This is a genomic window from Streptomyces sp. NPDC031474 (genome assembly GCF_055581185.1).
Genome location: NZ_JBVIJX010000005.1, coordinates 18,519 through 43,157 on the forward strand (window position 1 = coordinate 18,519; position 24,639 = coordinate 43,157).

23 protein-coding genes and 1 pseudogene are annotated in these 24,639 nt (G+C 69.7%); 14 read left to right on the forward strand and 10 right to left on the reverse strand.

Annotated features, from left to right (window positions below):
- Positions 1 to 61: 61 nt before the first annotated feature.
- Entirely contained in the window at positions 62 to 385 is a 324-nt protein-coding gene (locus ACZ5SK_RS10805) for a DUF2530 domain-containing protein (protein ID WP_334578990.1), read from the reverse strand.
- Between the two features lie 116 nt (positions 386 to 501).
- On the opposite strand from ACZ5SK_RS10805, the gene ACZ5SK_RS10810 reads away from it, so the two are divergent.
- Entirely contained in the window at positions 502 to 1,908 is a 1,407-nt protein-coding gene (locus ACZ5SK_RS10810; protein WP_334578991.1) for an NCS2 family permease, read from the forward strand.
- A gap of 16 nt (positions 1,909 to 1,924) precedes the next feature.
- Here the strand turns inward: ACZ5SK_RS10810 and ACZ5SK_RS10815 are convergent, their stop codons facing one another.
- Positions 1,925 to 2,107 (reverse strand): ribbon-helix-helix protein, CopG family, encoded by a 183-nt coding sequence (locus ACZ5SK_RS10815; RefSeq protein ID WP_079661526.1) that lies wholly within the window; start codon positions 2,105 to 2,107, stop codon positions 1,925 to 1,927.
- Between the two features lie 152 nt (positions 2,108 to 2,259).
- On the opposite strand from ACZ5SK_RS10815, the gene ACZ5SK_RS10820 reads away from it, so the two are divergent.
- Positions 2,260 to 2,697: a MarR family winged helix-turn-helix transcriptional regulator gene (locus tag ACZ5SK_RS10820; protein WP_079661527.1), complete on the forward strand. Its 438-nt coding sequence runs from the start codon at positions 2,260 to 2,262 to the stop codon at positions 2,695 to 2,697.
- A gap of 181 nt (positions 2,698 to 2,878) precedes the next feature.
- Positions 2,879 to 4,150 (forward strand): MFS transporter, encoded by a 1,272-nt coding sequence (locus ACZ5SK_RS10825; protein ID WP_334578992.1) that lies wholly within the window; start codon positions 2,879 to 2,881, stop codon positions 4,148 to 4,150.
- A 14-nt stretch (positions 4,151 to 4,164) separates the two neighbouring features.
- Here the strand turns inward: ACZ5SK_RS10825 and ACZ5SK_RS10830 are convergent, their stop codons facing one another.
- Entirely contained in the window at positions 4,165 to 4,752 is a 588-nt protein-coding gene (locus ACZ5SK_RS10830) for a Uma2 family endonuclease (protein WP_334578993.1), read from the reverse strand.
- Between the two features lie 94 nt (positions 4,753 to 4,846).
- On the opposite strand from ACZ5SK_RS10830, the gene thpR reads away from it, so the two are divergent.
- Complete coding sequence (thpR, locus tag ACZ5SK_RS10835; RefSeq protein ID WP_334578994.1) at positions 4,847 to 5,419, forward strand: RNA 2',3'-cyclic phosphodiesterase; 573 nt, start codon at positions 4,847 to 4,849, stop codon at positions 5,417 to 5,419.
- Between the two features lie 195 nt (positions 5,420 to 5,614).
- Here the strand turns inward: thpR and ACZ5SK_RS10840 are convergent, their stop codons facing one another.
- Positions 5,615 to 6,604 carry an aldo/keto reductase gene (locus ACZ5SK_RS10840; RefSeq protein ID WP_334578995.1) on the reverse strand — a complete coding sequence of 330 codons (990 nt, stop codon included), beginning with the start codon at positions 6,602 to 6,604 and terminating at the stop codon, positions 5,615 to 5,617.
- Positions 6,605 to 6,735: 131 nt separating this feature from the next.
- On the opposite strand from ACZ5SK_RS10840, the gene ACZ5SK_RS10845 reads away from it, so the two are divergent.
- Positions 6,736 to 7,674 (forward strand): nuclear transport factor 2 family protein, encoded by a 939-nt coding sequence (locus tag ACZ5SK_RS10845; protein WP_361702233.1) that lies wholly within the window; start codon positions 6,736 to 6,738, stop codon positions 7,672 to 7,674.
- Positions 7,675 to 7,745: 71 nt separating this feature from the next.
- Here ACZ5SK_RS10845 and ACZ5SK_RS10850 read toward each other — a convergent pair whose 3' ends face one another.
- Positions 7,746 to 8,333 (reverse strand): Uma2 family endonuclease, encoded by a 588-nt coding sequence (locus tag ACZ5SK_RS10850; RefSeq protein ID WP_334581281.1) that lies wholly within the window; start codon positions 8,331 to 8,333, stop codon positions 7,746 to 7,748.
- A gap of 70 nt (positions 8,334 to 8,403) precedes the next feature.
- The gene (locus tag ACZ5SK_RS10855) at positions 8,404 to 9,084 is read right to left on the reverse strand and encodes an SGNH/GDSL hydrolase family protein (RefSeq protein ID WP_334578997.1); all 681 of its coding nucleotides are present in this window, start codon (positions 9,082 to 9,084) and stop codon (positions 8,404 to 8,406) included.
- Positions 9,085 to 9,229: 145 nt separating this feature from the next.
- On the opposite strand from ACZ5SK_RS10855, the gene ACZ5SK_RS10860 reads away from it, so the two are divergent.
- The 3 genes from ACZ5SK_RS10860 (at position 9,230) to ACZ5SK_RS10870 (ending at position 13,045) form a co-directional block, all read left to right on the forward strand.
- Positions 9,230 to 10,306: a TolB-like translocation protein gene (locus tag ACZ5SK_RS10860; RefSeq protein WP_468575813.1), complete on the forward strand. Its 1,077-nt coding sequence runs from the start codon at positions 9,230 to 9,232 to the stop codon at positions 10,304 to 10,306.
- Positions 10,307 to 10,521: 215 nt separating this feature from the next.
- Positions 10,522 to 12,126, forward strand: a complete 1,605-nt coding sequence (locus tag ACZ5SK_RS10865; RefSeq protein ID WP_468575814.1) for a cellulase family glycosylhydrolase — start codon at positions 10,522 to 10,524, stop codon at positions 12,124 to 12,126.
- A gap of 118 nt (positions 12,127 to 12,244) precedes the next feature.
- Entirely contained in the window at positions 12,245 to 13,045 is an 801-nt protein-coding gene (locus tag ACZ5SK_RS10870; RefSeq protein ID WP_361702239.1) for an aminoglycoside phosphotransferase family protein, read from the forward strand.
- 25 nt (positions 13,046 to 13,070) lie between these two features.
- On the opposite strand, the pseudogene ACZ5SK_RS10875 reads toward ACZ5SK_RS10870, so the two are convergent.
- Together ACZ5SK_RS10875 and ACZ5SK_RS10880 are read right to left on the reverse strand one after the other, a co-directional pair.
- Positions 13,071 to 13,288 (reverse strand): annotated as a pseudogene (locus ACZ5SK_RS10875) (hypothetical protein); the annotation flags it as partial.
- Positions 13,288 to 13,950 carry an ATP-binding protein gene (locus ACZ5SK_RS10880; protein WP_361702241.1) on the reverse strand — a complete coding sequence of 221 codons (663 nt, stop codon included), beginning with the start codon at positions 13,948 to 13,950 and terminating at the stop codon, positions 13,288 to 13,290. The pseudogene ACZ5SK_RS10875 and the gene ACZ5SK_RS10880, both read right to left, overlap by 1 nt.
- Positions 13,951 to 14,089: 139 nt before the next feature.
- Here ACZ5SK_RS10880 and ACZ5SK_RS10885 point away from each other — a divergent pair, with 139 nt between their 5' ends.
- The 3 genes from ACZ5SK_RS10885 to ACZ5SK_RS10895 all read left to right on the forward strand — a co-directional run bounded on the left by ACZ5SK_RS10885 (position 14,090) and on the right by ACZ5SK_RS10895 (position 16,987).
- Positions 14,090 to 14,953, forward strand: coding sequence for a helix-turn-helix domain-containing protein (locus ACZ5SK_RS10885; RefSeq protein ID WP_468575816.1), 864 nt, complete (start codon positions 14,090 to 14,092; stop codon positions 14,951 to 14,953).
- Between the two features lies 1 nt (position 14,954).
- Positions 14,955 to 15,134 carry a DUF397 domain-containing protein gene (locus tag ACZ5SK_RS10890; RefSeq protein ID WP_361702245.1) on the forward strand — a complete coding sequence of 60 codons (180 nt, stop codon included), beginning with the start codon at positions 14,955 to 14,957 and terminating at the stop codon, positions 15,132 to 15,134.
- Positions 15,135 to 15,388: 254 nt separating this feature from the next.
- Positions 15,389 to 16,987 carry an alpha/beta hydrolase gene (locus ACZ5SK_RS10895; protein WP_468416669.1) on the forward strand — a complete coding sequence of 533 codons (1,599 nt, stop codon included), beginning with the start codon at positions 15,389 to 15,391 and terminating at the stop codon, positions 16,985 to 16,987.
- 87 nt (positions 16,988 to 17,074) lie between these two features.
- Here ACZ5SK_RS10895 and ACZ5SK_RS10900 read toward each other — a convergent pair whose 3' ends face one another.
- Both ACZ5SK_RS10900 and serC read right to left on the reverse strand, forming a co-directional pair.
- Positions 17,075 to 17,779 carry a hypothetical protein gene (locus tag ACZ5SK_RS10900; protein ID WP_334579001.1) on the reverse strand — a complete coding sequence of 235 codons (705 nt, stop codon included), beginning with the start codon at positions 17,777 to 17,779 and terminating at the stop codon, positions 17,075 to 17,077.
- Between the two features lie 168 nt (positions 17,780 to 17,947).
- The gene (serC, locus tag ACZ5SK_RS10905) at positions 17,948 to 19,066 is read right to left on the reverse strand and encodes a phosphoserine transaminase (protein ID WP_334579002.1); all 1,119 of its coding nucleotides are present in this window, start codon (positions 19,064 to 19,066) and stop codon (positions 17,948 to 17,950) included.
- A gap of 81 nt (positions 19,067 to 19,147) precedes the next feature.
- On the opposite strand from serC, the gene ACZ5SK_RS10910 reads away from it, so the two are divergent.
- The 3 genes from ACZ5SK_RS10910 (at position 19,148) to ACZ5SK_RS10920 (ending at position 24,580) form a co-directional block, all read left to right on the forward strand.
- The gene (locus tag ACZ5SK_RS10910) at positions 19,148 to 22,126 is read left to right on the forward strand and encodes an FAD-binding and (Fe-S)-binding domain-containing protein (protein WP_468575818.1); all 2,979 of its coding nucleotides are present in this window, start codon (positions 19,148 to 19,150) and stop codon (positions 22,124 to 22,126) included.
- A gap of 163 nt (positions 22,127 to 22,289) precedes the next feature.
- Entirely contained in the window at positions 22,290 to 23,414 is a 1,125-nt protein-coding gene (locus ACZ5SK_RS10915; RefSeq protein WP_468156307.1) for a lipid II:glycine glycyltransferase FemX, read from the forward strand.
- Positions 23,415 to 23,563: 149 nt separating this feature from the next.
- Positions 23,564 to 24,580, forward strand: coding sequence for an EamA family transporter (locus tag ACZ5SK_RS10920; RefSeq protein WP_334579005.1), 1,017 nt, complete (start codon positions 23,564 to 23,566; stop codon positions 24,578 to 24,580).
- The last annotated feature ends 59 nt before the right edge of the window (positions 24,581 to 24,639 follow it).

Here is a 24,639-nt window from a genome sequence, read left to right on the forward strand (position 1 = left end):
CGGAAGATCCGACCTGGGGAGGAGACGGATAGTGCGCCGGTTGTACAGCCGGGACCCGTTTCTACTCCGCGGCCGGCGTCCCGGTGCCCGGTGTGTCCTCGGCTGCCGCCGCGGTGTCCGCGGTGTCCGCGGCCGCCGCCGCGCGCTTGATCGCCGCGTCCCGGCTGCGCACGATCCGGATGCCGAGCAGCCCCAGCCCGGCCCCGGCCAGGCAGGTCCACAGCCACCACAGATGGCCGTGGTCGTCGAACCAGCCGTAGAAGGGGAGCTGGACGATGAAGAGGACGAACCAGAGGATCGTGCCGCCGGTGATGGTGGCGACGACCGGGCCCTCCAGGGGCTCCGGCGCCTCGTGCTTGGTGGGTCCCGAGAAAAACGCGGCCATGGGCACAGCTTACGAGGAGGTCACATCTACGCGCGGAGATGGCTGATTCGAATGCTATACGTTCATACTGAAACGGTTTGTGTCTGACCACTTCTCTTCGTAGGAACCGCCAAAACATGCCCAGCCCCGCCCTCGGCGCCCTCGACCGCTACTTCCGCATCTCCGAGCGGGGCAGCACGCTGCCGCGTGAGATCCGGGGCGGTTTCGCCACCTTCTTCGCCATGGCGTACATCATCGTGCTGAACCCGATCATCCTCGGCAGCGCGAAGGACATGTACGGGCATCAGCTCGACAACGGTCAGCTGGTCACCGCCACCTGCGTGACGGCTGCCTTCACCACGCTCCTCATGGGCGTGGTCGGCAACGTCCCCATCGCGCTGGCCGCCGGCCTCGGCGTGAACTCGGTGGTCGCCCTCCAGCTCGCACCCCGGATGTCCTGGCCGGACGCCATGGGCATGGTCGTGCTCGCGGGTTTCGTGGTGATGCTCCTGGTCGCCACCGGCCTGCGTGAGCGCGTGATGAACGCCGTGCCCTTCGGTCTGCGCAAGGCGATCTCGATCGGTATCGGCCTGTTCATCATGCTGATCGGGCTCGTCGACTCCGGCTTCGTCAGCCGCATCCCGGACGCCGCCCACACCACCGTCCCGCTCCAGCTCGGCGGCGACGGTCACCTCAACGGCTGGCCGGTCCTCGTCTTCATCCTGGGCGCCCTGCTCACCCTGGCGCTGATCATCCGCAAGGTGCCCGGCGCGATCCTGATCTCGATCGTCGCGATGACCGTCCTCGCGCTGATCATCGACGCCGTCGCCACGATCCCCTCCTGGGGCCTCACCACCCCCAAGTGGCCCGGCAACCCCGTCGCCAGCCCCGACTTCGGTCTCATCGGCGACGTCAGCCTCTTCGGCGGGTTCGACAAGGTCGGCGTGCTGACCGGCATCCTCTTCGTCTTCACCGTGCTGCTGTCGTGCTTCTTCGACGCGATGGGCACCATCATGGGCGTCTCCGACGAGGCCAAGCTGACCAACGCCAAGGGCGAGATGCCCGGCATCAACAAGGTCCTCTTCGTCGACGGCCTCGCGGTGGCCGCGGGCGGCGCCAGCTCCTCCTCCGCCACCACCGCCTTCGTGGAGTCCACGGCCGGCGTCGGCGAGGGCGCCCGCACCGGCTTCGCGAACCTCGTCACCGGCGGCATGTTCGCCGTGGCGCTGTTCCTGACCCCCGTCGCCACGATGGTCCCGTCCCAGGCCGCCACCCCGGCACTGTTCGCGGTGGGCTTCCTGATCCTGGCGGGCTCGGTCAAGGAGATCGACTGGAGCGACTACACGATCGCCATGCCCGCCTTCATCACGATGGTGATGATGCCGTTCACCTACTCGATCACCAACGGCATCGGCATGGGCTTCATCGCCTTCGTGCTGCTGCGTCTGGCGGCCGGGCGAGGCCGGGACATCCCGGTGCCGATGTACGTGGTCTCCGCCGTCTTCACCTTCTACTACCTGATGCCGGCCCTGGACCTGACCTGACCTGGCCTGACCTGGTTCAGGTGAGCCCGTAGAACTTCTCCGTCTCCTCGACGGCGGTCTGGAACCGCTCGTCGAAGTCATCGCGAATGAGCGTCTGGACGACATAGTCCTGGACGCTCATTCCCCTTTTCGCCGCATGCTGCCGGAGTCGTTCGAGCAGCTCCCCGTCGATCCGCAGGCTGAGCACAGTGGTCCCCATGAGACCAGGGTCGCGGTCGGACACCGAAGACCGGTCACTTTCCGCTGTCTACTCACTCGTTCGAGTGAGCGTGGTGCTGTCCGTGGCCGGAGTCACGGGAATCCCGGCGTGCCCCAGCTTGTTTAGCGAGAGTAATGAGTTACGCTAAAGAGATGCCTGACCTAAGCCATGGCGACGATGCTGCCGCCGTGAACTCCCTGCGATCAGCCGTGATGCGACTGTCCCGTCGGCTCAAGCACCAGCGGGTCGACGAGTCGCTGAGCCCCACCGAGATGTCGGTGCTCGGCACCCTGTCCCTCTGCGGCAGTGCCACCCCGGGCGAGCTCGCCCGCAAGGAGCATGTGCAGCCGCCCTCGATGACCCGCATCGTGGCGTTGCTGGAGGCCAAGGGCCTGGTCCGGCTGGAGCCGCACCCCGAGGACCGGCGCCAGAAGGTCGTCACCAAGACCGAGCAGGCCGAGACCATGCTCGCGGAGAGCCGCGCCAAGCGGAACGCCTTCCTGGCCACCCTGGTCGACGGCCTCGACGAGGACGAGTGGGCGAAACTGCGCGCCGCCGCCCCCGTGCTGGAGAAACTCGCACACCTGTAAGCAGTCTTCGAGCAAGCAGTCTTCGAGTAAGCCGTCTTCGAGGAGGCGAACCCTTTTGAGTACGGGATCCGGAGCAGATTCCGCCCCCGCACCGACCACCCACGACTCTCCCCCCGGCACCCCGGGGGGCACCCGCAAGTCCCTCCGCAAGTCCCCCCGCACGTCCCCTCGCGGGTCCTCGATGTTCAGCTCGCTGAGCATCAGGAACTACCGGCTGTTCTTCCTCGGCCAGGTCGTCTCCAACATCGGCACCTGGATGCAGCGCATCGCCCAGGACTGGCTGGTCCTCAGCCTCACCGGCTCCGCGACCGCCGTCGGCATAACGACGGCCCTGCAGTTCCTGCCGATGCTCCTCTTCGGCCTCTACGGCGGCGTCCTCGTCGACCGCCTCCCCAAGCGCCGCGCCCTGCTGTTCACTCAGTCCGCGATGGCCCTCACCGGCATCGCGCTGGCCGCTCTGACCCTCTCCGGGCACGTCGAGGTCTGGCACGTGTACGTGGCCGCCTTCGCCGTCGGCCTCGCGACCGTCGTCGACAACCCGGCCCGCCAGTCCTTCGTCTCCGAGATGGTCGGCCCGGACCAGCTGCAGAACGCGGTCAGTCTCAACTCCGCCAACTTCCAGTCCGCCCGCCTCGTCGGCCCCGCCGTCGCCGGTCTGATGATCACCGGTGTGGGCACCGGCTGGGCGTTCCTCGCCAACGGCCTGTCCTTCGTCGCGCCCATCGCCGGCCTGCTGCTGATGCGGGCCCGCGAACTGCACGTCGTCGAGCGCGCGCCGCGCGCCAAGGGCCAGCTGCGGGAGGGACTCCACTACGTCGCCGGCCGGCCGGACCTGATCTGGACCATCGTCCTCGTCGGCTTCATAGGGACCTTCGGCTTCAACTTCCCCGTCTACCTCTCCGCCTTCGCCGACGACGTCTTCCACGCGGGCGCCGGCAGCTACAGCCTCTTCAACACGCTGATGGCGGTCGGCTCGCTGGCGGGCGCCCTGCTGGCGGCCCGGCGCGGCACGGCCCGCATGCGGGTGATGATCGCCGCCGCGGTGGCCTTCGGCACGATGGAGATCATGGCCTCGCTCGCCCCCTCACTGCGGCTGTTCGCGCTGCTCATGGCCCCGATCGGGATGTTCGGCATGACGATCAACGTCACCGCGAACACCAGCATCCAGATGGGCACCGACCCGGCCATGCGGGGCCGGGTCATGGCCCTCTACATGATGGTGTTCCTGGGCGGCTCGCCGGTGGGCGCACCGATCGCCGGCTGGGTCACGGACGCGTACGGCGTCCGGGCGGGTCTCGCGGCCGGCGGCGTGATCTCGGCCGCCGCGGCCGTCACCGTCGGCCTGGTCCTGGCCCGCGTCGGCAACCTGCGGCTGTCGGTGGGCTGGCACCACGGCCACCCGCGGGTCCGGTTCGTGCCGCGGGAGAGCGGGGAGCTGGTCACCGCGGGGTGACGCGACCAGCCGGGTCAGTCGCGGGGGAACTCGTCGGTGTTGAGGACGAGCCCGACGACGGTCCCGGTCAGGTCGATCTCGTCGCCGAAGCCGAGGCTCACCTCGCCGTGGTACTCGCCGTCCTTCGGCAGGGTGTGGAGATACCACTTGCCCTTGTAGGGGTCGACGATCAGGTACACCGGAACCTCGGCGGCGGCGTAGGCGGCCTTCTTCGGCCCGTAGTCGTTGTGAGCGGTGTCCTTGGAGATCACTTCGGCTACGAGTTCGACGTCCTGGCAACTCCAGCGGCGCTTGGCGTCCGGCTGCGCGTCCTCGGCCAGCAGCGTGACGTCGGTCGCGAATCCGTTGAGGTGCCCGGGGTAGTCGATGCGGACGTCGGACTTCAGACGTCGGCGGGGGTACTTCTCGCGCAGCTGGTCGTAGATGGCGGCGATGATCTCCCAATGAGTGTCCCGTTGCGGCGCCATGCAGATGCTCCCCCCGACGATCTCCGTCTTGTAACCCTCGGGGATGGGCATCTTCTCCAGCCACTCGAACATCGTGTCGAGCGTGAGCTCTTCACCGCTCTCGGCCATCGCAATCCTGTCTTCCAGGACGGTCATCGTGGCGCTCCTCCCCGGCGACTCCGTGGACGGGCGCCGCCGCGCAGTACAACGATACTCACGGTGACCGGGACACGCCCGGCAGACTGAACCCATGAGACTCTTCGCGGCCGTGCTGCCGCCCGCCGACGTCGCCGACGAACTCGCTGCGAGGGTCACGGCATTGCGCACGCTGCCCGGCGCGGAGGGACTGCGCTGGACGGGCCGCCCCGGCTGGCACTTCACCCTCGCCTTCTACGGCGAGGTCGACGACGACGTCGTACCGGAGCTGTCGGCGCGGCTGGAGCGGGTCGCGCACCGCAGCGCGCCGTTTCCGTTGGCGCTGCGCGGCGGGGGACAGTTCGGGCACGGTCGGGCGCTGTGGACGGGGGCGAGCGGAGACGTGCCGGCCCTTCGTCTGCTCGCCGACCGGGCGGAGGCGGCGGCGCGCAAGGCGGGCGTGGAGATGGGCGAACACCGCCGCTACAAGGCCCACCTGACGCTGGCCCGCAGCCGGGACGCGGTGGACGTGCGGCCCTACGTCGAGGCGCTGGGCGCCTTCGAGGGCCGTACCTGGACGGTGGGGGAGCTGGTGTTGGTGCGCAGCAGCCTGCCGAAGTCCGGGGTCCCGGGGGAGCAGCCGCGTTACGAGCCGGTCGGCCGCTGGGCTCTGGGCGGGGCCGGTTAGTCTCGACGCGTGGACCCGAAGACCCGGAACCGGATCATGGCCGGTGCGCTTGTGCTGATGTTCGTGGTCGTGGCGGTGGCGGCGGTGGTCGGCAGATGACCGCCGCCGACCGCCGCCGCACGCTGCCCCGCCCCTCGACGCCCCGCCCCGCGATGCCCTGAGGGGCGGGGGCCTACGAGGGATCTGCCAGGGGATCTACCAGGCGAAGGCCTCCGGGGACGGACCCGGCCCCGGGAAGATCTCGTTCAGGCCGGACAGCAGCTCCTCGCTCAGCTCCAGCTCGGCCGCGCGCACGGCGGAGTCGAGCTGCTCGGCGGTGCGCGGCCCGACGATCGGGCCGGTCACGCCGGGCCGGGTGAGCAGCCAGGCCAGTGCGGCCTCGCCGGGCTCGACGCCGTGCTTCTCGAGAAGGTCCTCGTACGCCTGGATCCGGGTGCGGACGGCGGGGTCGGCGAGGGTGTCGGCGGCCCGGCCGCTCGCCCGGCGCCCGCCCTCGACCTCCTTCTTGATGACGCCGCCGAGCAGACCGCCGTGCAGCGGCGACCAGGGGATGACCCCGAGGCCGTACTCCTGCGCGGCCGGGACGACCTCCATCTCGGCGCGTCGCTCGAAGAGGTTGTAGAGGCACTGCTCGCTGACGAGCCCGAACGACCCGCGCCGGGCCGCGACCTCGTTGGCCTGGGCGATCTTGTAGCCCGGGAAGTTGGACGACCCGGCGTAGAGGATCTTCCCCTGCTGCACCAGCACGTCGATGGCCTGCCAGATCTCCTCGAAGGGAGTGGCGCGGTCGATGTGGTGGAACTGGTAGAGATCGATGTGGTCCGTCTGCAGCCGCTTGAGGCTGGCGTCGACGGCGCGTCGGATGTTGACGGCGGAGAGCTTGTCGTGGTTCGGCCAGGCGTCGCCGTCGGCGGCCATGTTGCCGTACACCTTGGTGGCGAGGACGACCTTGTCGCGCCGCTCGCCGCCCTTCGCGAACCAGTTCCCGATGATCTCCTCGGTACGGCCCTTGTTCTCACCCCAGCCGTACACGTTCGCGGTGTCGAAGAAGTTGATGCCGGCGTCCAGCGCCGCGTCCATGATCGCGTGGCTGTCGGCTTCGTCGGTCTGCGGTCCGAAGTTCATGGTGCCGAGGACGAGGCGGCTGACCTTGAGGCCGGTGCGTCCGAGCTGCGTGTACTTCATGGGCATCAAGCCAACGGCGTGGAGTGCGCTCTAGGCAAGCGAGATCAGAGATCTTGACGCTAACTGATGGTTAGTGCTTTCCTGTGGGAAGCGTGAGCTTGAAGTTTCAATATCTACTTCTGGAGAGCCGCATGCCCCCCACCGCCTCTGTCCGCAGGGCGCTTGTCGCCTTCGCCGCCTCCGCCGCCGTCCTGGGCGCCGCCGCCGTCCCGGCCGTCGCGGCACCGCACACCGTCTCCGCCGCCTCTGCCGGATACGCCGCTCAGGGCGATTCCGCCCGCCTCGGCTATCAGAAGGCCGTTGCCGCCAGTGTCATCAAGGGGGTGTTCGAGCGCGGCGACACCGCGGTCGTGGACCGCTTCGTACGACCGGACTACATCCAGCACAACCCCACGGCGGCGGACGGCGCGGAGACGCTGAAGAACCTGGCCGTCTCGGTGCACCAGCAGTTCCCCGACGCCAAGTACGACATCAAGCGGGTCATCTCCGAGGGCGACCTCGTCCTCGTGCACTCCAACGTCGTCCTGACTCCGGGCACCCGGGGCTCGGCCGTCTTCGACATCTTCCGCTTCCAGGGCGGGAAGATCGCCGAGCACTGGGACGCCGTGGAGAACGTGCCCGAGACCACGGCCAACGGCAACGACATGTTCTCGACGGTGAGCCGGCCGCGGACGGAGTCCCCGGGCCCGCGATGGCTGACGGCCTACAACAAGAAGCTGGTGACCGCGGCCGTCGAGCAACTGCTCGTGCGCAAGGACGTGTCGGCGCTCGACAGGTACTGGGGGCCCGAGTACCACCAGCACAACCCGAACATCGCGGACGGCGTCGCCGGCGCGAAGGCGGGACTGGGCGCGTACTTCAAGGCGTTCCCCCAGCTCTCCGTCTCACCGAAGCGGATCGTCGCCGAGGGGGACCTGGTCGCCGTCCACAGCCACTACGTGAACGCCCCGGGCGAGCGGGGGCAGGCGGTCGTGGACCTCTTCCGCGTGCGCAACGGCAAGATCGTCGAACACTGGGACGTACTCCAGGACGTCCCGGCCACGTCGGCGAACGACAACACGATGTTCTGACCGGCGGTCGACGGCTGACGGCTGACGTCTGACGGCTGACAGACGGCGGGCGGGCGGAAGGCGACGGGCGGTCAGTCGCGGGGGAACTCGTCGGTCTTGAGGGTGAGGTCGATGACGGTGCCGGTGAGGTCGATGTCGACGCCGAAGTCCACTGGCTGCCTGGTGCCGTAGTCGCCGTCCTTGGGGTCCGTGTAGACGTAGCACCGCCCCTGGTAGGGATCGGCGATGACGTAGACAGGGACCTCGGCGACGGCGTAGGCGGTCTTCTTCGGGCCGTAGTCGTTGGTGGCCGTCCCCTCGGAGATGACTTCGGCGACGAACTCGACGTCCTGGTACTGCCAGCGGCCTTCGTCGTCCTTCTTCGCCGAATCGCCGAGCTTGGCGATGTCAGGGCAGAAGCCGTTCTCGTGTCCCGGGAAGTCGATGCGGACGTCAGAGAAGATCTTGACGTCCATCCCGAACCTGTCTTCGAAGGCGCGTGCGATCCGGCGAATGATTCCCCAGTGGGTGTCCCGCTGTGGTGTCATGAAGACGTTGCCCCCGACGATCTCGACCCTGAAGCCTTCGGGGACGGGCATCCGCTCAAGTCGCTCGAACCATTCGTCCAAGCGCTGCGTGTTGGCGTCGGCCATCGTGATCCTGTCTTCCAGGACGGTCATCTGGCGCTCCTCCCCGGCGACCCATGGATCGGTGCCGCCGCGCAGGAAAACGATACGCACGGTGACTAGGTCACGCGGAGCGCTCGTACTCCCCGCCCAGCTCCCACCCCTGGTACATCGCCTCCGCGAAGGCGGACGCCAGTTGGTGTTCGCCGGCTGCGTTGGGGTGGGTGCCGTCGTAGGTGTCGGTGTCGATGTCCCAGGTTTCCGGGATCGACGCCAGGAGGATCGGGGAGGCCGGTTCGTCCAGGTCGGCGGCCGTCTTCGCCAGGAGTTCGTTGAAGAGGGCGACCTCGGTGGCGAAGGGTGCGTCGTTCGCGGCCCGGATGTTCGGGATCACCGGGAGCCACACCATCCGTATCCGGGGCCTCGCCGCCCGGGCCTCGGCGACGAAGGCGCGGGCGTTGGCCGCGGTCTGCTCGGCGTTCGTGTAGAAGCCCAGGTCGATCAGGCCCAGCGACACCAGCAGGACGTCCGCCTCTGACCCGCGTACCGCATCGCCGATCAGCGGGACCATGTGCTGCCAGCCCTCGCCCCAGCCGGCCAGGTGGCCGCGGGGGAAGCCGGGTTCGGCGTACGCGTACGACGTCGGGGTGTCCGTCGCCTTGTCGTAGAGCGTCTCGCGAGGTCCGACGAGGGTGAACGGGCCGCCGTACGTCCCGCACAGGTGTCGCCACAGGCGGTAACGCCAGGTGTGGTCGCCCGTGCTGCCGATCGTCATCGAGTCGCCTACGGGCATGAACCTGAGCATCCGCTCATGATGAGGGATCAGAGAAGGATCACCGTGGCCGGGGGCGTGTGACACCGACCACGAGGCGGTGCGCGAGTCGGTGCACACGACGGTGAGGGCCCAGGGGAGCCCGTGAACGTCCGTGCGGGATGGCAGGCTTGTTCGCATGCGCCGACCTTTCGCCGTCCGAGCCGGAGCCCTCCTCACCGGAGTCTTCAGGGCCCTCGGAGCCCTCAGGGCCCTCGGAGCCCTCAGGGCTCTCGGAGTTCTGGGGTTCCTCGGGGTCCTCCTCGCGGGTGGCTTCGCCGTGCCCGTCGCCTTCGCCGCCGACGGCGACAAGGGGTTCACCATCGAGGACCCGCGCGTCACCGAGTCCAGCGGCCTCGCCGCCTCGCGTCAGCACCCCGGCGTCTACTGGACCCACAACGACAGCGACGACGGCCCGTACCTCTACGCCGTCGACAGCGCGTCCGGAAAGACCGTCGCCCGCCTCACCCTCACCGGCATCGGCTCCCCGCGCGACGTCGAGGCGATCTCCATCGGGCCCGGCAACGAGATCTGGGTCGGCGACATCGGCGACAACCTCGGCGGCACCTGGAAGTACGTGTGGATCTACCGGCTGCCCGAGCCGGCGAAGCTCGTCGACCAGACGGTCAAGGCCACGCAGTACGTCGTGAAGTACTCCGACGGCGCCCGCGACGCCGAGTCGCTCCTCGTGCACCCCAAGACCGGCCGTGTCTACATCATCGACAAGAAGGAGGACGGCGGGCACCTCTACGAGGGTCCGGCGAAGCTCTCCGCCTCGGGGACGAACATCTTCAAGCCCGTCGCCGCCGTCGACCTGTGGGCCACCGACGCCGCCTTCTCCCCGGACGGCTCCCAACTCGCCGTGCGCGGCTACTTCGGCGGCATCTACTACGCCTGGAACGGCGGAAAGATCGAGCGCAAGGGGCGGCTCGACGTGCCGCTGCAACGGCAGGGGGAGTCCGTCAGCTACTCCGCCGACGGCACCAAGCTCCTGTACGGCAGTGAGGGCGCCGGGAGTTCGGTCGTCGCGGAGGACGCACCCGACGGCGCGGGCTCCTCAGGCTCCAAGTCCTCGTCCGGGGGTGGGAGTTCGAGCGCCTCGGGCGACGGCGGCGGGTCCTCGGCCGCCGGCAGCGGCGTCAAGTTCGGCGCGCTCGCCGTCGCCGTGGTCGCCGCCGTGGTCTTCGGCTTCCGCCGTCTCCTGCGCCGGAACTGAGCCGGCGTCCTCCGGCTTCCCCCCCCGGCGTCCTCCGGCTTCCCCCGGCGTCCTCCGACTTCCCCCGGCGTCCTCCGACTTCCCCCGACTTCCCCCGGCTTCCCCCGTCGAACTTCTTGACGTGGTCATGGGGTGTCAGTTTCCTGGGGGGAGCGCGGTGTATGGGAGCGCTCCCATGATTTCCGGGCCCGCGCCTCCCGAGAGGAAGCAGCGAGATGTTCCGCAGCTTGCGAAGAGCGCTGTGCGCCGGCGCCGCCGCGCTTCTGATACCGCTGGGATCCATGGTGCAGACGGCCGACGCGGCGGAGGCCCACGCAGCCGATGCCGCCGGGGCCGCCGCCGTGGCCGCTCCAGCCAGGGTTGGCGATGCCGCCGGGGCCGCCGTCGCGGCGAATGCCGGTGCCGGGTACTGGCACACCAGCGGCCGCCAGATCCTGGACGCCGCCGGGCAGCCGGTCCGGATCGCCGGGATCAACTGGTTCGGCTTCGAGACCGGCAACTACGTCGTCCACGGCCTCTGGTCCCGCGACTACAAGAGCATGATCGACCAGATGAAGTCGCTCGGCTACAACACGATTCGCATCCCGTACAGCGACGACATCTTCAAGAGCACGACCGTCCCCAACAGCATCGACTTCAGCAGCGGCAAGAACGCCGATCTGCAAGGTCTCGGCTCGCTGGGCGTGCTGGACAAGCTGGTCGCGTACGCCGGTCAGGACGGCCTGAAGGTCATCCTCGACCGGCACCGCCCGGACGCGGGCGGGCAGTCGGCGCTCTGGTACACCTCCGCCGTCCCCGAGTCGACGTGGATCGCCAACCTCAAGTCCCTCGCGAGCCGCTACCAGGGCCAGGACACGGTCGTAGGCATCGACCTCCACAACGAGCCCCACGATCCGGCCTGTTGGGGCTGCGGGGACACGGCGACGGACTGGCGACTGGCCGCGCAGCGGGCCGGCAACGCGGTCCTGTCCGTCAACCCGGCCCTGCTGATCTTCGTCGAGGGCGTGCAGTCCTTCAACGGCGTCTCCGGCTGGTGGGGCGGCAACCTGATGGGCGCCGCGCAGTACCCGGTGCAGCTGAACGTGGCCAACCGGGTGGTGTACTCGGCCCACGACTACGCCACGAGCGTCGCCCAGCAGAGCTGGTTCAACGACCCGACGTTCCCCGCGAACATGCCGGGAATCTGGGACAAGTACTGGGGCTACCTCTTCAAGCAGAACATCGCGCCCGTGTGGGTGGGCGAGTTCGGCACCACCCTTCAGGCCACCGTCGACCAGAAGTGGCTTGCGGCGCTGGTGAGTTACCTCCGTCCGACGTCGACGTACGGCGCCGACTCCTTCCACTGGACGTTCTGGTCCTGGAACCCCAACTCCGGTGACACGGGCGGGATCCTGAAGGACGACTGGCAGACGGTCGACACGGTGAAGGACGGCTATCTGGCGAGCATCAAGGCGCCGGGCTTTCCGAGCAACGGCGGCGGTGGCGGCGGTGGCGGCGGAGGAGGTGGCGGCGGGAGCACGGCCTCCTGCTCCGCCGCGTACACCGTCAGCAGCGACTGGGGCGGCGGCTTCAACGCCGAGGTGAAGGTGACCAACACGGGGACGAGCGCCCTCTCGTCCTGGAAGGTGACCTGGACCTGGAGCGGCGCCCAGCAGATCACCAACATCTGGAACGCGACGTACACGCAGACGGGCTCGACCGTGACCGCGGTGAACGCCGCGCACAACGGTTCGATCCCGGCGGCCGGTTCGGCAAGCTTCGGCTTCGGGGGCAGGCCCGGGGGCGGAGGTGTGTCGAGCGTGAGCTGTACGGCGGCGTGAGGGCCGTGTGACAGGGGCGCCCGGTGAGGTGATCAACGGGCGCGCATACCGAAAGGGGCCGGCGGGATGCCGGCCCCTTTCCATGTTTGCCGGGTTGATCGGCGCTAGCGTGATCCTCATGACGACCGAAGGTGAGGCGCTGGTCGGTGGGATGGCGAACGCGGGGGCGGTCTTCCGCCGGGGTGCGTTGGTGGAGCGCCCAGCGCCGCGCAACGCGCGCGCCCTGCATGCCTATCTCCTTGCGCTGAAGGAGCACGGCTTCGACGCGGCCCCGGCTCCTGTCGGTCTCACCGCGGATGGCCGTGAGCAGCTGACCTTCATCCCCGGCGACGTGGCTCTGCCGCCGTTCCCGGACTGGGCGATGACGGACCCTGCCCTCGAATCGGTGGGGAGCCTTCTGCGGCGCCTGCATGAGACAAGCATGGCTGTCGCGGTCGACACCCATGCAGAGTGGCCCCGGGACCTGGCCGACCCAGAGGGGGGAACGATGCTGTGCCACAACGACGTGTGCCCAGACAATGTCGTCTTTCGCGACGGTCGTGCCACTGCCCTGATCGATTTCGACCTGGCGGCCCCGGGCCGCCCCCTCTGGGACATCGCCATGACCGCCCGCTATTGGGTGCCCGTGCTCGACCCCGAATCCGCAGCTGCCCTCTACCGCTCCGGGCTGGATGCGCCCGCACGGCTGCGGATCCTTGCCGACAGCTATGACCTCTCGGCGGGCGACCGCGCCGAGTTGCCCAGCGTCATCGAGCAGGCCACGGAGGTCTGCCGGGCCTTCGTCGCCCGCCGAGTGGCCGACGGTGACCTCGTCTATCGCCAGGCGTTGGCCGAGCGTGGTGGATGGGAACGCTGGGACCGTATGCAGACCTGGCTGGTGGACCACCGCAAGACGTTCACGGCTGCCCTGTTGAGCTGACCGGACCCGCCGTTCGAGGACAAACTCACGGGGCGTTCTTGGTGCCGCGTTCGTCCTCGGTCGCCTGGAACCGGTAGGAGTCGGTGCCGGTCTCGATCAGCGTGCAGCGGAAGGTGATCCGGTCGGCGATGGCCGCGCAGAGCCGGGGCTCGTTGAAGATCCGTCGACCCTGCTGTAGCGGGCGATCAGGGAGGACAGACGCTTGGCCGTGGCCGCCTCGGCGAGCTCGTTCACCAGGAGCGTCAAGGTCTGAGTACGTACAGCCGTACGACTTCGTCACCGGCTTCCCAGTGGGACATGCGGGGTACGGGCATGCGCCAGCACTCCTCCTCACGTGGGAACGGCAGACGTCGGCCTGCCGCTCGGGAGCGTCTGGCCCAGCGGCGCCAGCGGGCCTCGCGGGGGTCCGGGAGCGGCCAGACGTAGGGGTCCGGGGCCGGGACCTCCCGTGCGGGGTCCAGGTCGTCCACCTCCGGGCCTGCGAGCGCCTTACGAATCCACCGGAACATACGTCCCTCCGGGAGCAGGAATCGCGCCCACACACATTTCGTGTGCCGCCGTTGCGTATGGCCCCAGCCGTGGGTCAGTTGCCCGACGAGCGTGAGTCCGCGACCACCCTCGGCGTCCGGTCCGCGCTCCCGCACCTCCGGGAGCCGGTCCCGGTCAGGGTCGTAGACCTCCAGGAAGAGGTACGGCCCCTGCAGCGTGAGCGTGACTCTGACCTGGGAGTAGGTCACCCGACAGTGGGTCACCGCGTTGGTCACGAGTTCATTGGCCGAGAGGGTCACGTCGTCGGCCAGTCCGCCGCTGATCCCCCAGTTCCCGAGGGTCTTGCGAACACTGTGCCGGGCGGCGGGTACGTGTTCTCTGCGCTTGGGGATGCTGAAGGTTTCGGTCGTGGGCATGGGCTGAAGCTAGGGTCGAATTCGGGACCCTCACAAGCGAAACCAATGAATACATGCATGAGTGCCCCTCGATCGTGTGATGCACCCGTGAAGTGGCGGCCCTTGTGGCATGGTTTTGCGGAGCAGAGGGGAGACACACATGCCCGCAGGTGGACGGCCGACTGTGCGCAGCAGGCGCTTGGGTACGGCGCTCAGGCAGTACCGTCAGGCCGCCAAGCTCGACCAGCCGCAGGCCGCCGAGGTGATTGCATCAAGTCAGGCGAGAATCAGCCGGGTTGAGAGTGGGCATGCGACACCACGCGTCATCGAGGTGCGGCTGCTGCTGGATGCGTACGGAGTCACGGACCCGGAAGTCCGCGAGAAGCTGGAGGAGTTGGCCAAGCGCTCCAAGAACCGCGGTTGGTGGTTGGAGCACGCCGCTCACCTGCGTCCGGACTACCTCGACCACATCGCGCTGGAGGACGACGCAACGTACATCCGCCAGTGGCAACCAGCCTTGGTACCAGGTCTGTTGCAGACTCACGCCTATGCGGAAGAGGTCATCGCAGCGGGGCCCGACTATGTCGCTCCTGAGGTACTTGAGCAGTTGGTGAAGGTGCGAGAGGGGCGCCAGGCCAAGATCGGGGAAGGCGGTGCGTCGTATACCGCCATCTTCTGGGAGGCGGCGGTCAGGCATCCCCTCGTGAGCGTCGATGCTCACCGGGAACAGCTGGCAGCGATTCTCACAGTCGCGAAGAGGAAGAACGTCACCGTGCAGGTGCTGCCCTTCAGCGCTGGAGTCCTGGTGGCGTCGATCCCCGCCTTCTCCTCCTTCAGCTTCGACTCCGAACCGACCGTGGAAGCGGTGACGATCGAGAATCTCCGAGGTACCTCGGTCCTCGAAGCACCGGAGGACCTCGCGGCTTACAGCAACGCGTATGACCTACTACGATCGGCAGCACTGGCACCGGACGCGAGCGCGAGGCTCATCCGGGACATACTGCGGAGCATGAAGGAAGAGTGACGTGACCGAGGTTGTGGGCACTTTTCGCAAGTCGTCGTACTCCGCGCAGCAGGGTGACTGTGTAGAGGTGGCCGACACAACCGACAACGGCCGCGCCGTCCGCGACAGCAAGCACCCCACCGGTCCCCTCCTCACCGTCTCCCGCGAAGGCTGGCAGGCGTTTGTCCGGCAGTTCTGCTGACAGCCGGCATCAGCCCCGTACCGGCTTGACCTGATGGCCCACGGCCTCCCAACGTGCGCTGATCAGACAACGGGCCGCAGACGCCTACCCCCTGACGTTGCGCCAGCTCGCGGTGCCTGTGAGGCGTCCTGGGCCAAATGAGTTCCAAAACCTTTGCCTAAGCGCTTCCTGTGACCGTGCTTCTTCGAAAAGATCCCGCCAGGATCGTGAATCTTGCGGTCTTGACCCAACCCCCCATGGTTTGAGGGAACGTCATGAGAAGAAGCACAGCTGTGCTGTGTGGCGCGACCGTCGTACTGGCCGGGACGCTCACGGCCGTCCCGGCCGAGGCCAGCGCGTCGCAGTCCGCGCAGGCCGTCCAGGCGGCGAAGGTCACCTGGAAGAAGTGCGCCACGGACGACTACCCGACCCTGCAGTGCGCGTCGGTGAAGGTGCCGCTCAACTACGCCAAGCCGCAGGGTCGGAAGATAACCCTCGCTCTGTCGCGTGTCCCGCACACCGCGACGAAGTACCAGGGCCCGCTGCTGGTCAACCCCGGCGGCCCCGGCGGCAGCGGTCTGACCCTCGCCGGGTTCGTCGCCTCCTCGCTGCCCAAGGCGGTCGCGGCCCAGTACGACGTCATCGGCTTCGACCCGCGAGGAGTGGGCAAGAGCAAGCCCGCCCTCGACTGCAAGCCGGGCTACTTCAACCCGGTCCGTCCGGACTCCGTGCCCAGCACGTCCGCGATCGAGAAGGCCAACCTGTCGCGCGCCAAGTCCTTCGCCAAGGCCTGCGGCACGAAGTACGCCGATGTACTGCCGTACATCAACACCGTCAGCGCCGTGAAGGACATGGACTCGATCCGCAAGGCACTCGGCGCCAAGAAGATCAACTACTTCGGTTACTCGTACGGCACCTACCTGGGCCAGGTCTACGCCAAGCTCTTCCCGACCCGGGTGCGCCGCCTGGTGCTGGACTCGATCGTCGACCCGAACGGGGTCTGGTACGACGCCAACATCTCGCAGGACTACGCCTTCGACGCCCGTCACAAGGCGCTGATGGCGTGGATCGCCAAGTACGACGCCACGTACAAGCTCGGCACCGACCCGGCCAAGATCGAGGCCGAGTGGTACGCGATGCGGGCCGAACTCGCCAAGAAGCCGGCCGGCGGCAAGGTGGGCGCCTCCGAGCTGGAGGACACCTACATCCCCGGCGGGTACTACAACGGCTACTGGCCCCTCCTCGCCCAGGCGTTCGCTGCCTACGTGAACGACAAGAACTCCGCGCCGCTGGTCAAGGCGTACGAGAACATCGCGGCCATCGACGCCTCCGGCGACAACGGCTACAGCATCTACACCGCCGTGCAGTGCCGTGACGTCTCCTGGCCGCGTGACTGGAACCAGTGGCGCAAGGACAACTGGGCCGTGTACAAGAAGGCCCCGTTCATGGCCTGGAACAACGCCTGGTACAACGCGCCGTGCGCGTACTGGCCCACCAAGTCGCTGAAGCCGGTGAACGTCGCCAACAGCAAGCTGCCGCCGGTGCTGCTGTTCCAGGCCACGAACGACGCGGCCACCCCGTACCAGGGCGGCGTCACCGTCCACCGCCTGCTCAAGCACTCCAGCCTGGTCGTCGAGCAGGGCGGCGGCAACCACGGCATCACCCTGAGCGGCAACGCCTGCCTCGACAAGTACCTGGTGAAGTACCTCACCGACGGCACCGTGCCGCACGGCAGCGGTGTGGCCGACGCCGTCTGCCAGAAGACCGCCGACCCCGTGCCGCCGACCACGGCGAAGTCCGCCCTGTCCGCGGACCGGTCCGCCACCGCGGCACCCGGCGACAGCCTGCACGAGCTGCTCGGCTCCCGCGGCTGACCGTTGAAACCCGGCTCTCACCACTGAGCCGGAAACAGGAGGGCGCCCGGTGTTCGCCGGGCGCCCTCCGCACGGCCGGGGCGGTGATCAGTCCAGGCCGTTGGCCAGCGCGTACCCCAGGGCCCCCAGCCCCGCCGCGGTGAACACGCCCAGGAGGCTCCAGCCCGTCACGCCCATCGGATTCAGCCCGAGGAGGTTGCTGGCGAGCATCACGTACGGAACGGTCAGCACCAGCCAGCCCCAGAGCAGCGGGTACAGCCACAGTCCGAAAAGGGCCAGCCAGGAGGCCGCCAGCATCGCCCACGCGAGGATCAGCCACCCCGCGAAGGCCCACTCGTCGGAGGTCAGATAGGTCTCGACGTGTCCCTGAACGACCATCCGCACCACTTGTCCCCGCCAGAGGCGCAGATCCGCCTGGTCGCCCCGGTCCGTCGCGCGGTAGGTGCTGCTCTCGACGCCCAGTGACTTCGTGCGCGGGCCGAAACGGACCTTCAGGTCGTAGTCGGTGGTGCACGACTGCCCGCCGCCGCTGTCCCAGGTGCACGATTGCGAAGTGGTCTTGTCGACGACCTCGCCGGTGATCCGGGCGACGCAGTCGTCAGCCGTCTTCCACGGCGTGCCCGCAGGACACAAGGAGGCGCTCCGGTACGTCAGGAGGTCCGGCCGGTGCGTCTCGACCCGGTCCACACACAGGAACAGCCCCGCCACCGCGACCGCGAGCATCAGCACCCGCACCACCGCGTGCTCCCCCAGGCCATGACGCCTGTACCGGCGCTTGCCGCCATACAGCACGGTTGGACGCCCTCCCCCTGGACACTCCGGTCAACAGCCCGACCGGACCAGCGTGTGCCATCGCCGGAGGGGGAATCAATGGCCCGTCCGGGGGAGACGGTGGCTCGGAGCGACGACAAAGGGCGCCCGGTGGATCACCGGGCGCCCATCACGTCGTAGGGGAAGCGGTCAGAGCTTCTCGATCACGTAGTCGATGCACTTGGTCAGCGCCTCGACGTCCGCCGGGTCGACCGCCGGGAACATCGCCACGCGGAGCTGGTTGCGGCCGAGCTTGCGGTAGGGCTCGGTGTCGACGATGCCGTTGGCGCGCAGGACCTTGGCGACGGCGGCGGCGTCGATCTCGTCGGAGAAGTCGATCGTGCCGATGACCTGCGAGCGCTTCGCCGGGTCGGTGACGAACGGGGTGGCGTGCTTCGACTCCTCCGCCCAGGTGTACAGGCGCGTCGAGGAGTCCTTGGTGCGGGCCGTCGACCAGTTGAGGCCGCCCTGGCCGTTGATCCACTCCAGCTGCTGGTTGAGGAGGAAGAGCGTGGCCAGCGCCGGGGTGTTGTACGTCTGGTTCTTGCGGGAGTTGTCGATCGCCGTGGGGAGTGAGAAGAACTCCGGGATGTGGCGGCCGGACGCGTGGATCCGCTCGGCGCGCTCGATCGCCGCCGGGGAGAACACGCCGATCCACAGGCCGCCGTCGGAGGCGAAGGACTTCTGCGGGGCGAAGTAGTAGACGTCCGTCTCGGCGATGTCGACCGGGAGGCCGCCGGCGCCCGAGGTGGCGTCCACGAGCACGAGCGCGCCCTCGTCGGCGCCCGGCACGCGCTTGATCGGGGCGGCGACACCGGTCGACGTCTCGTTGTGCGTGAAGGCGTAGACGTCGACGCCGGCCTCGGCGGCGGGCTCGGGGTGCGTGCCCGGGTCGGAGGAGACGACGGTGGGCTCGGCCAGCCACGGGGCGAGCTTGGCGGCCTTGGCGAACTTGGAGCTGAACTCACCGAACGTGAGGTGCTGCGACTTGTTCTCGATCAGGCCGTGGGTCGCGATGTCCCAGAACGCGGTGGAGCCGCCGTTGCCGAGGATGACCTCGTAGCCCTCGGGGAGGGAGAACAGCTCGGAGATGCCCTCGCGCACCTGGCCGACCAGGTTCTTGACCGGGGCCTGGCGGTGGGAGGTGCCGAGGAGGGACGTACCGGTGGCGGCCAGGGCGTCCAGCGCCTCCACCCGCACCTTGGAGGGGCCCGCGCCGAAACGACCGTCGGCGGGCTTGATGTCAGCAGGAATCTGGATCTCAGCCACGGAAGGGAGAGTATCCGTTGGGGGAAACGTCGGCGAAACCTCGTCCGTCGGGTGAGACGAGGTTTTTGGTTTCCTGGACACGTGACAGTTCCGGAGGGTCTCCAGGGTCTTGAGGGTGAGCTGCGCCGGGCCGTGCGGGGGGACGTCGGCTTCGACGTCACCTCCCGGGCCCTCGTCACCATGGACGCGTCCAACTACCGGCGTGTCCCCCTCGGGGTCGTCGCGCCCAGGGACGCGGACGACGTGGCCGCCACGCTCGCGGTGTGCCGGGAGGCCGGGGTGCCGGTCGTGGCGCGGGGCGGCGGGACGTCCATCGCCGGGCAGGCCACCGGCGTCGGGGTGGTGCTGGACTTCACGCGGTACCTGAACCGGCTGGTCGCCCTGGATCCGGTGGCGCGGACGGCGGTCGTGCAGCCGGGGCTCGTCCTCGACCGGCTCCAGGAGGCCGCCGCCCCGCACGGGCTGTGTTTCGGGCCCGACCCGTCCACGCACAGCCGCTGCACGCTCGGCGGGATGATCGGCAACAACTCGTGCGGCTCCCACTCGGTCGCCTGGGGGACGACCGCGGACAGCGTGCGCGAGCTGGACGTCGTCACCGCGCGCGGGCGACGGCTGCGGCTCGGGCAGGAGTGGGCGGGGGCGCCGGACGGGCTGCGGGGGCTGGTCGAGGGGGAACTGGCACGGCTGCGGACCGGCTTCCCCGACCTGCCGCGCCGCATCTCCGGGTACGCGCTGGACGCGCTGCTGCCGGAGCACGGCGCCGACGTCGCCCGGTCCTTCTGCGGCTCCGAAGGCACCCTGGGCGTGCTCACGGAGGCCGTCGTGGGGCTTGTCGAGGCTCCACGCGCGCGTGCGCTCGCGGTGCTCGGCTACGCCGCCGAGGGCGCCGCCGCCGAGGCCGCGGCCGGGCTGCTGCCGTACGGCCCGCTGACGGTGGAGGGGATGGCAGCCGACCTGGTGCCGTCGTCGCCGTCGTCGGCGGCGGCCGGGCTGCCCAGGGGCGCGGCCTGGCTGTTCGTGGAGACCGGAGGGGAGACGGGCGACGAGGCACGCGCGCGTGCGCAGACGATCGTCCGCGCGGCGGACGTCGTCGACGCGCGCGTGGTGACCGACTCCGCCGGGCAGCGTGCGCTGTGGCGGATCCGGGAGGACGCGAGCGGGACGGCGACCCGGATGCCGGACGGGTCCGAGGCCTGGCCCGGCTGGGAGGACTGTGCGGTGCCGCCGGCCCGGCTCGGCGCGTATCTGCGGGACTTCCGCGCGCTGCTCGCCGCGCACGGCCTGCGCGGCACGCCGTACGGCCACTTCGGGGACGGCTGCATCCACGTCCGTATCGACTTCGACCTGCTGACGGCGGCCGGGGTCGGCCGCTTCCGCCGCTTCTCGGAGGAGCTCGCCGACCTGGTGGTCGCCCACGGGGGCTCGCTCTCCGGCGAGCACGGCGACGGCCAGGCCCGGGCCGAACTGCTGCCCAGGATGTACGGGGACGAGCTCGTCGCGCTGTTCGAGCGGGCGAAGGGCGTGTGGGACCCCGACGACCTGCTCAACCCCGGGATGCTCGTGCGCCCCGCCCCGCTGGACGCCGGACTGCGTTTCTCGGTGCTGCCGCGCGAGCCCGTCCCGGTGGCGTTCGGCTACCCGGCCGACGGCGGCGACTTCTCGGCGGCCGTCCGCCGCTGCGTGGGCGTCGCGAAGTGCCGTACGACGTCGGCGGCCGGCGAGTCCGTGATGTGCCCGTCGTTCCGTGTCACGGGCCGGGAGGAGCACTCCACGCGCGGGCGTGCCCGGCTGCTGCACGAGATGCTGGCCGGTGAGCTGGTGACCGACGGCTGGCGCTCCACGGAGGTCCGGGACGCGCTGGATCTGTGCCTGTCGTGCAAGGGCTGCCGCTCCGACTGCCCGGTGGAGGTCGACATGGCCACCTACAAGGCGGAGTTCCTGCACCACCACTACGAGGGACGACGGCGTCCGGCCGCGCACTACAGCATGGGGCGGCTGCCGGTGTGGCTGCGGTGGGCGTCCCGCACGCGCGCGACGGGGCTCGTCAACGCCCTCGCGCGCGTACGGCCCCTCGCACGGGCGGCGAAACGGGCCGGCGGGATCGCACCCGAGCGGGAGATTCCCCGGCTGGCGCGGGAGACGTTCAGCGGGTGGTGGCGCAAACGCGCGCGGTCGACCGTCGACAGGGGCGAATCGCTTGTTGCTATCGGCGAACCGCTCGTAGGCAGGGGCGAGTTGGTCGTCCTGTGGCCCGACACCTTCACCGAGCATCTGTCGCCGTCCGTGGGCCGGGCGGCCGTCCGGGTCCTGGAGGCGGCGGGGCTGCGGGTGGCGCTGCCGCCGAGCCTGCGGATGCGGGGCAGGCCGGTGGGCGATGGCCGGTCGAGGGGCGCCGGCGCACTGGCCGCGCTGCTGACGGCCCGCCGGGGGCGGGTCTGCTGCGGGCTGACGTACGTCTCCACCGGCCAGCTCGACCACGCGCGCGTGGTGCTGCGTCACACGCTCGATCTGATGGAGCCGGTGCTGGAGACGTCCGCCCCGGTCGTCGTCCTGGAGCCGAGCTGTGCGGCCGCCCTGCGCACCGATCTGCCCGAGCTGCTGTCCGACGACCCGCGCGCGGGCCGCCTCGCCGCCCGCGTCCTCACCTTCGCGGAAGCCCTGGAGCGGCACGCCCCCGACTGGACCCCGCCCCGCCTGGACCGTCCGGCGGTCGGCCAGACCCACTGCCACCAGCATGCGGTCCTGGGCGACGCGGCCGAGCGGCGGCTGCGCGAGGCCGCAGGGCTCACCGGGGACCTGAGGGGCGGGTGCTGCGGCCTCGCCGGCAACTTCGGCTTCGAAAAAGGCCACTTCGAGGTGTCCACGGCCTGCGCGGAGGAACAGCTCCTGCCGGCCGTCCGGAACGCCCCACAGGGGGCGGTGATCCTGGCGGACGGCTACTCCTGCCGGACACAGCTGGAGCAACTGGCGGGGGTACGGGGGAGCCATCTGGCGGAGGTGTTGGCGGAGGGACTGGAGGATGGGCTGGAGAGGGGAACGGGCTCCAGGGAGAAAGACTGAAGGCGGAGGGGGCGGAGAAGGCGGAGAGGGCGGAGGCGGAGGGGCACGCGCGCGTGACCGACACGGTGGTCCTGGACGCGTTCGGTCCCCGGGACGGCCGTGACCGCCTCCTAGGCTGACTCGTCTGCGCTCTTCTGCACAGCCGTTCGAAGGAGCCCCGAGCATGAGCCTGCGTGTCCAGTCCATCAGTCGTGACGAGCATCTGGCGTTCGTCGCGGCCCGTGCCTCCGCGAGCCATATGCAGGTCCCCTCGTGGGGGGATGTGAAGCCGGACTGGCGGGCGGAGAGCCTGGGCTGGTTCGACGAGGAGGGGCGGCTCGTCGGTGCGGGGCTGGCGCTGTTGCGGCCGCCGCCCAGGCTGAAGAAGTACCTGGCCTATCTGCCCGAGGGGCCGCTCCTCGACTGGCACGCACCGGACCTGGTGGAACGCTGGCTGTCGCCGATGCTCGGGCACCTGAAGGCGCGGGGCGCGTTCTCGGTGAAGATGGGCCCGCCCGTCGTCGTACGCCGCTGGAGCGCCGACGCCGTCAAGGCGGCCATCGCCGACCCGGGCGCCCACCGGCTGGGGGACGCCGAGGCGAGCTCGTACGAGCCGGGCGCCCTCGACGTCGCCGAGCGGCTGCGCGGCGCGGGCTGGCAGCAGACCGAGCCGGGCGGCGAGGACGGCTTCGCGGCCGGCCAGCCCCGCTACGTCTTCCAGGTCCCGTTCGCAGGGCGGACGCTGGAGGAGGTCCACGGCGGCCTCAACCAGCAGTGGCGGCGCAACATCAAGAAGGCGGAGAAGGCGGGCGTGAAGGTCGTCCGGGGCGGCTACGAGGACCTCCCGGCCTTCTACACGCTCTACACCGAGACCGCCGAGCGCGACCGTTTCCTCCCGCGTCCGCTGCCCTACTTCCAGCGCATGTGGAGCGCGCTGAACGCCGAACACCCCGACCGTATGCGGCTCTACCTCGCCCACCACGACGGCGAGGTCCTCGCGGCGGCCACCATGCTGACCGTCGGCGAGCACGTCTGGTACTCGTACGGCGCCTCCACCAGCCGCCGGCGCGAGGTCCAGCCGAACAACGCCATGCAGTGGCGGATGATGGCCGACGCCCACGAACTCGGCGCCGCCGTCTACGACCTGCGCGGCATCACCGACACCCTGGAGGAGTCCAACCATCTGCTCGGCCTGCTCCGCTTCAAGGTGGGCACGGGCGGAGAGGCCGTGGAGTACCTGGGGGAGTGGGACTTCCCGCTCAACAAGCTGCTGCACAAGGCATTGGATCTGTACATGTCGCGCAGATAGACGTCGTCGCACGTCTCACAGCCCGAGACAGCGGCTAAATGGGTTCACACACCTGACGGGGTCCACTAGCCTGGACCGGTCAGTACATCGTGGTGAACGGCCTGGATCAAACCCGACCACGCCGGCCACGCCGAGCACCTGGACCGCCCGTGACGACCCCCGACACCGCCGCCGCACCGCAGATCTCGGCGACCTCGGCCCCGGCCGCAACCGCCTCGGGGGCCTCAGCCGCCGCCCCGGCCACCGCTCCGGGCCGCTTCGGCTCCCTCGGTCCGGTCGGACTGGTGCTCGCCGGCGGGGTCTCGGTGCAGTTCGGCGGCGCGCTGGCGGTGACGCTGATGCCGAGGGCGGGCGCGCTGGGCGTGGTGGCGCTGCGGCTGCTGGTGGCGGCGGTGGTGCTGCTGGTCGTCTGCCGGCCGCGGCTGCGCGGCCACTCGCGCGCGGACTGGGGCACCGTCGTCGCCTTCGGCGTCACGCTGGCCGCGATGAACGGCCTGTTCTACCAGGCGCTGGACCGCATCCCGCTGGGCCTGGCGGTGACGCTGGAGGTCCTCGGCCCGCTGACCCTCTCGGTCGTCGCCTCGCGCCGCGCGCTGAACCTCCTCTGGGCGGGCCTCGCCCTCGCCGGCGTCTTCCTGCTCAGCGGCGGCGGAGACGCGGGAGACGCGGGAAGCGGCGGACACGGCGGGGGCGGCGGTGGCTTCGGCGGCGGTGTCGACCTGGTGGGCGTCGCGTTCGCGCTCAGCGCGGGAGTGATGTGGGCGGCGTACATCGTCTTCAGCGCCCGCACCGGCCGCCGTTTCGCGCAGGCGGACGGCCTGGCCCTGGCGATGGCGGTGGGCGCGCTGCTCTTCCTCCCGCTGGGCCTCGCGGAGTCCGGCACGAAACTGGCCGACCCGGTGACGCTCGGCCTGGGCGCGGCGGTGGCCATGCTCTCCTCGGTCCTCCCCTACACCCTCGAACTCCTTGCCCTGCGCCGCCTGCCCGCCTCCACCTTCGCCGTCCTGATGAGCCTGGAACCGGCCCTCGCCGCCGCGGCCGGCTTCCTCGTCCTCGACCAGTCCCTCACCGCTGTCCAGGCGGCCGCGATCGCCCTGGTCGTCGGGGCGAGCATGGGCGCGGTGCGGACGCAGGTGGCACGAGGAAGGAAGCGCCCCGCTTCCTGACCCCGGTCCGGCCGGCCCGGTCCGGTCCGCCGTGCCGCACAAATTAATGCAAGCACGCT

What these genes read in the sequence shown, in the direction of transcription:
- ACZ5SK_RS10820 (WP_079661527.1), top strand. Translation starts at nt 2,260, where the DNA reads ATGCCTGACCTAAGCCATGGCGACGATGCTGCCGCCGTGAACTCCCTG.
- ACZ5SK_RS10840 (WP_334578995.1), bottom strand. Translation starts at nt 6,604, where the DNA reads ATGAAGTACACGCAGCTCGGACGCACCGGCCTCAAGGTCAGCCGCCTC.
- ACZ5SK_RS10825 (WP_334578992.1), top strand. Translation starts at nt 2,879, where the DNA reads ATGTTCAGCTCGCTGAGCATCAGGAACTACCGGCTGTTCTTCCTCGGC.
- ACZ5SK_RS10885 (WP_468575816.1), top strand. Translation starts at nt 14,090, where the DNA reads ATGCCCGCAGGTGGACGGCCGACTGTGCGCAGCAGGCGCTTGGGTACG.
- ACZ5SK_RS10870 (WP_361702239.1), top strand. Translation starts at nt 12,245, where the DNA reads ATGACGACCGAAGGTGAGGCGCTGGTCGGTGGGATGGCGAACGCGGGG.
- ACZ5SK_RS10915 (WP_468156307.1), top strand. Translation starts at nt 22,290, where the DNA reads ATGAGCCTGCGTGTCCAGTCCATCAGTCGTGACGAGCATCTGGCGTTC.
- ACZ5SK_RS10810 (WP_334578991.1), top strand. Translation starts at nt 502, where the DNA reads ATGCCCAGCCCCGCCCTCGGCGCCCTCGACCGCTACTTCCGCATCTCC.
- ACZ5SK_RS10850 (WP_334581281.1), bottom strand. Translation starts at nt 8,333, where the DNA reads ATGACCGTCCTGGAAGACAGGATCACGATGGCCGACGCCAACACGCAG.
- ACZ5SK_RS10830 (WP_334578993.1), bottom strand. Translation starts at nt 4,752, where the DNA reads ATGACCGTCCTGGAAGACAGGATTGCGATGGCCGAGAGCGGTGAAGAG.
- ACZ5SK_RS10845 (WP_361702233.1), top strand. Translation starts at nt 6,736, where the DNA reads ATGCCCCCCACCGCCTCTGTCCGCAGGGCGCTTGTCGCCTTCGCCGCC.
- ACZ5SK_RS10815 (WP_079661526.1), bottom strand. Translation starts at nt 2,107, where the DNA reads ATGGGGACCACTGTGCTCAGCCTGCGGATCGACGGGGAGCTGCTCGAA.
- ACZ5SK_RS10895 (WP_468416669.1), top strand. Translation starts at nt 15,389, where the DNA reads ATGAGAAGAAGCACAGCTGTGCTGTGTGGCGCGACCGTCGTACTGGCC.
- ACZ5SK_RS10860 (WP_468575813.1), top strand. Translation starts at nt 9,230, where the DNA reads ATGCGCCGACCTTTCGCCGTCCGAGCCGGAGCCCTCCTCACCGGAGTC.
- thpR (WP_334578994.1), top strand. Translation starts at nt 4,847, where the DNA reads ATGAGACTCTTCGCGGCCGTGCTGCCGCCCGCCGACGTCGCCGACGAA.
- ACZ5SK_RS10855 (WP_334578997.1), bottom strand. Translation starts at nt 9,084, where the DNA reads ATGCTCAGGTTCATGCCCGTAGGCGACTCGATGACGATCGGCAGCACG.
- ACZ5SK_RS10865 (WP_468575814.1), top strand. Translation starts at nt 10,522, where the DNA reads ATGTTCCGCAGCTTGCGAAGAGCGCTGTGCGCCGGCGCCGCCGCGCTT.
- ACZ5SK_RS10880 (WP_361702241.1), bottom strand. Translation starts at nt 13,950, where the DNA reads ATGCCCACGACCGAAACCTTCAGCATCCCCAAGCGCAGAGAACACGTA.
- ACZ5SK_RS10805 (WP_334578990.1), bottom strand. Translation starts at nt 385, where the DNA reads ATGGCCGCGTTTTTCTCGGGACCCACCAAGCACGAGGCGCCGGAGCCC.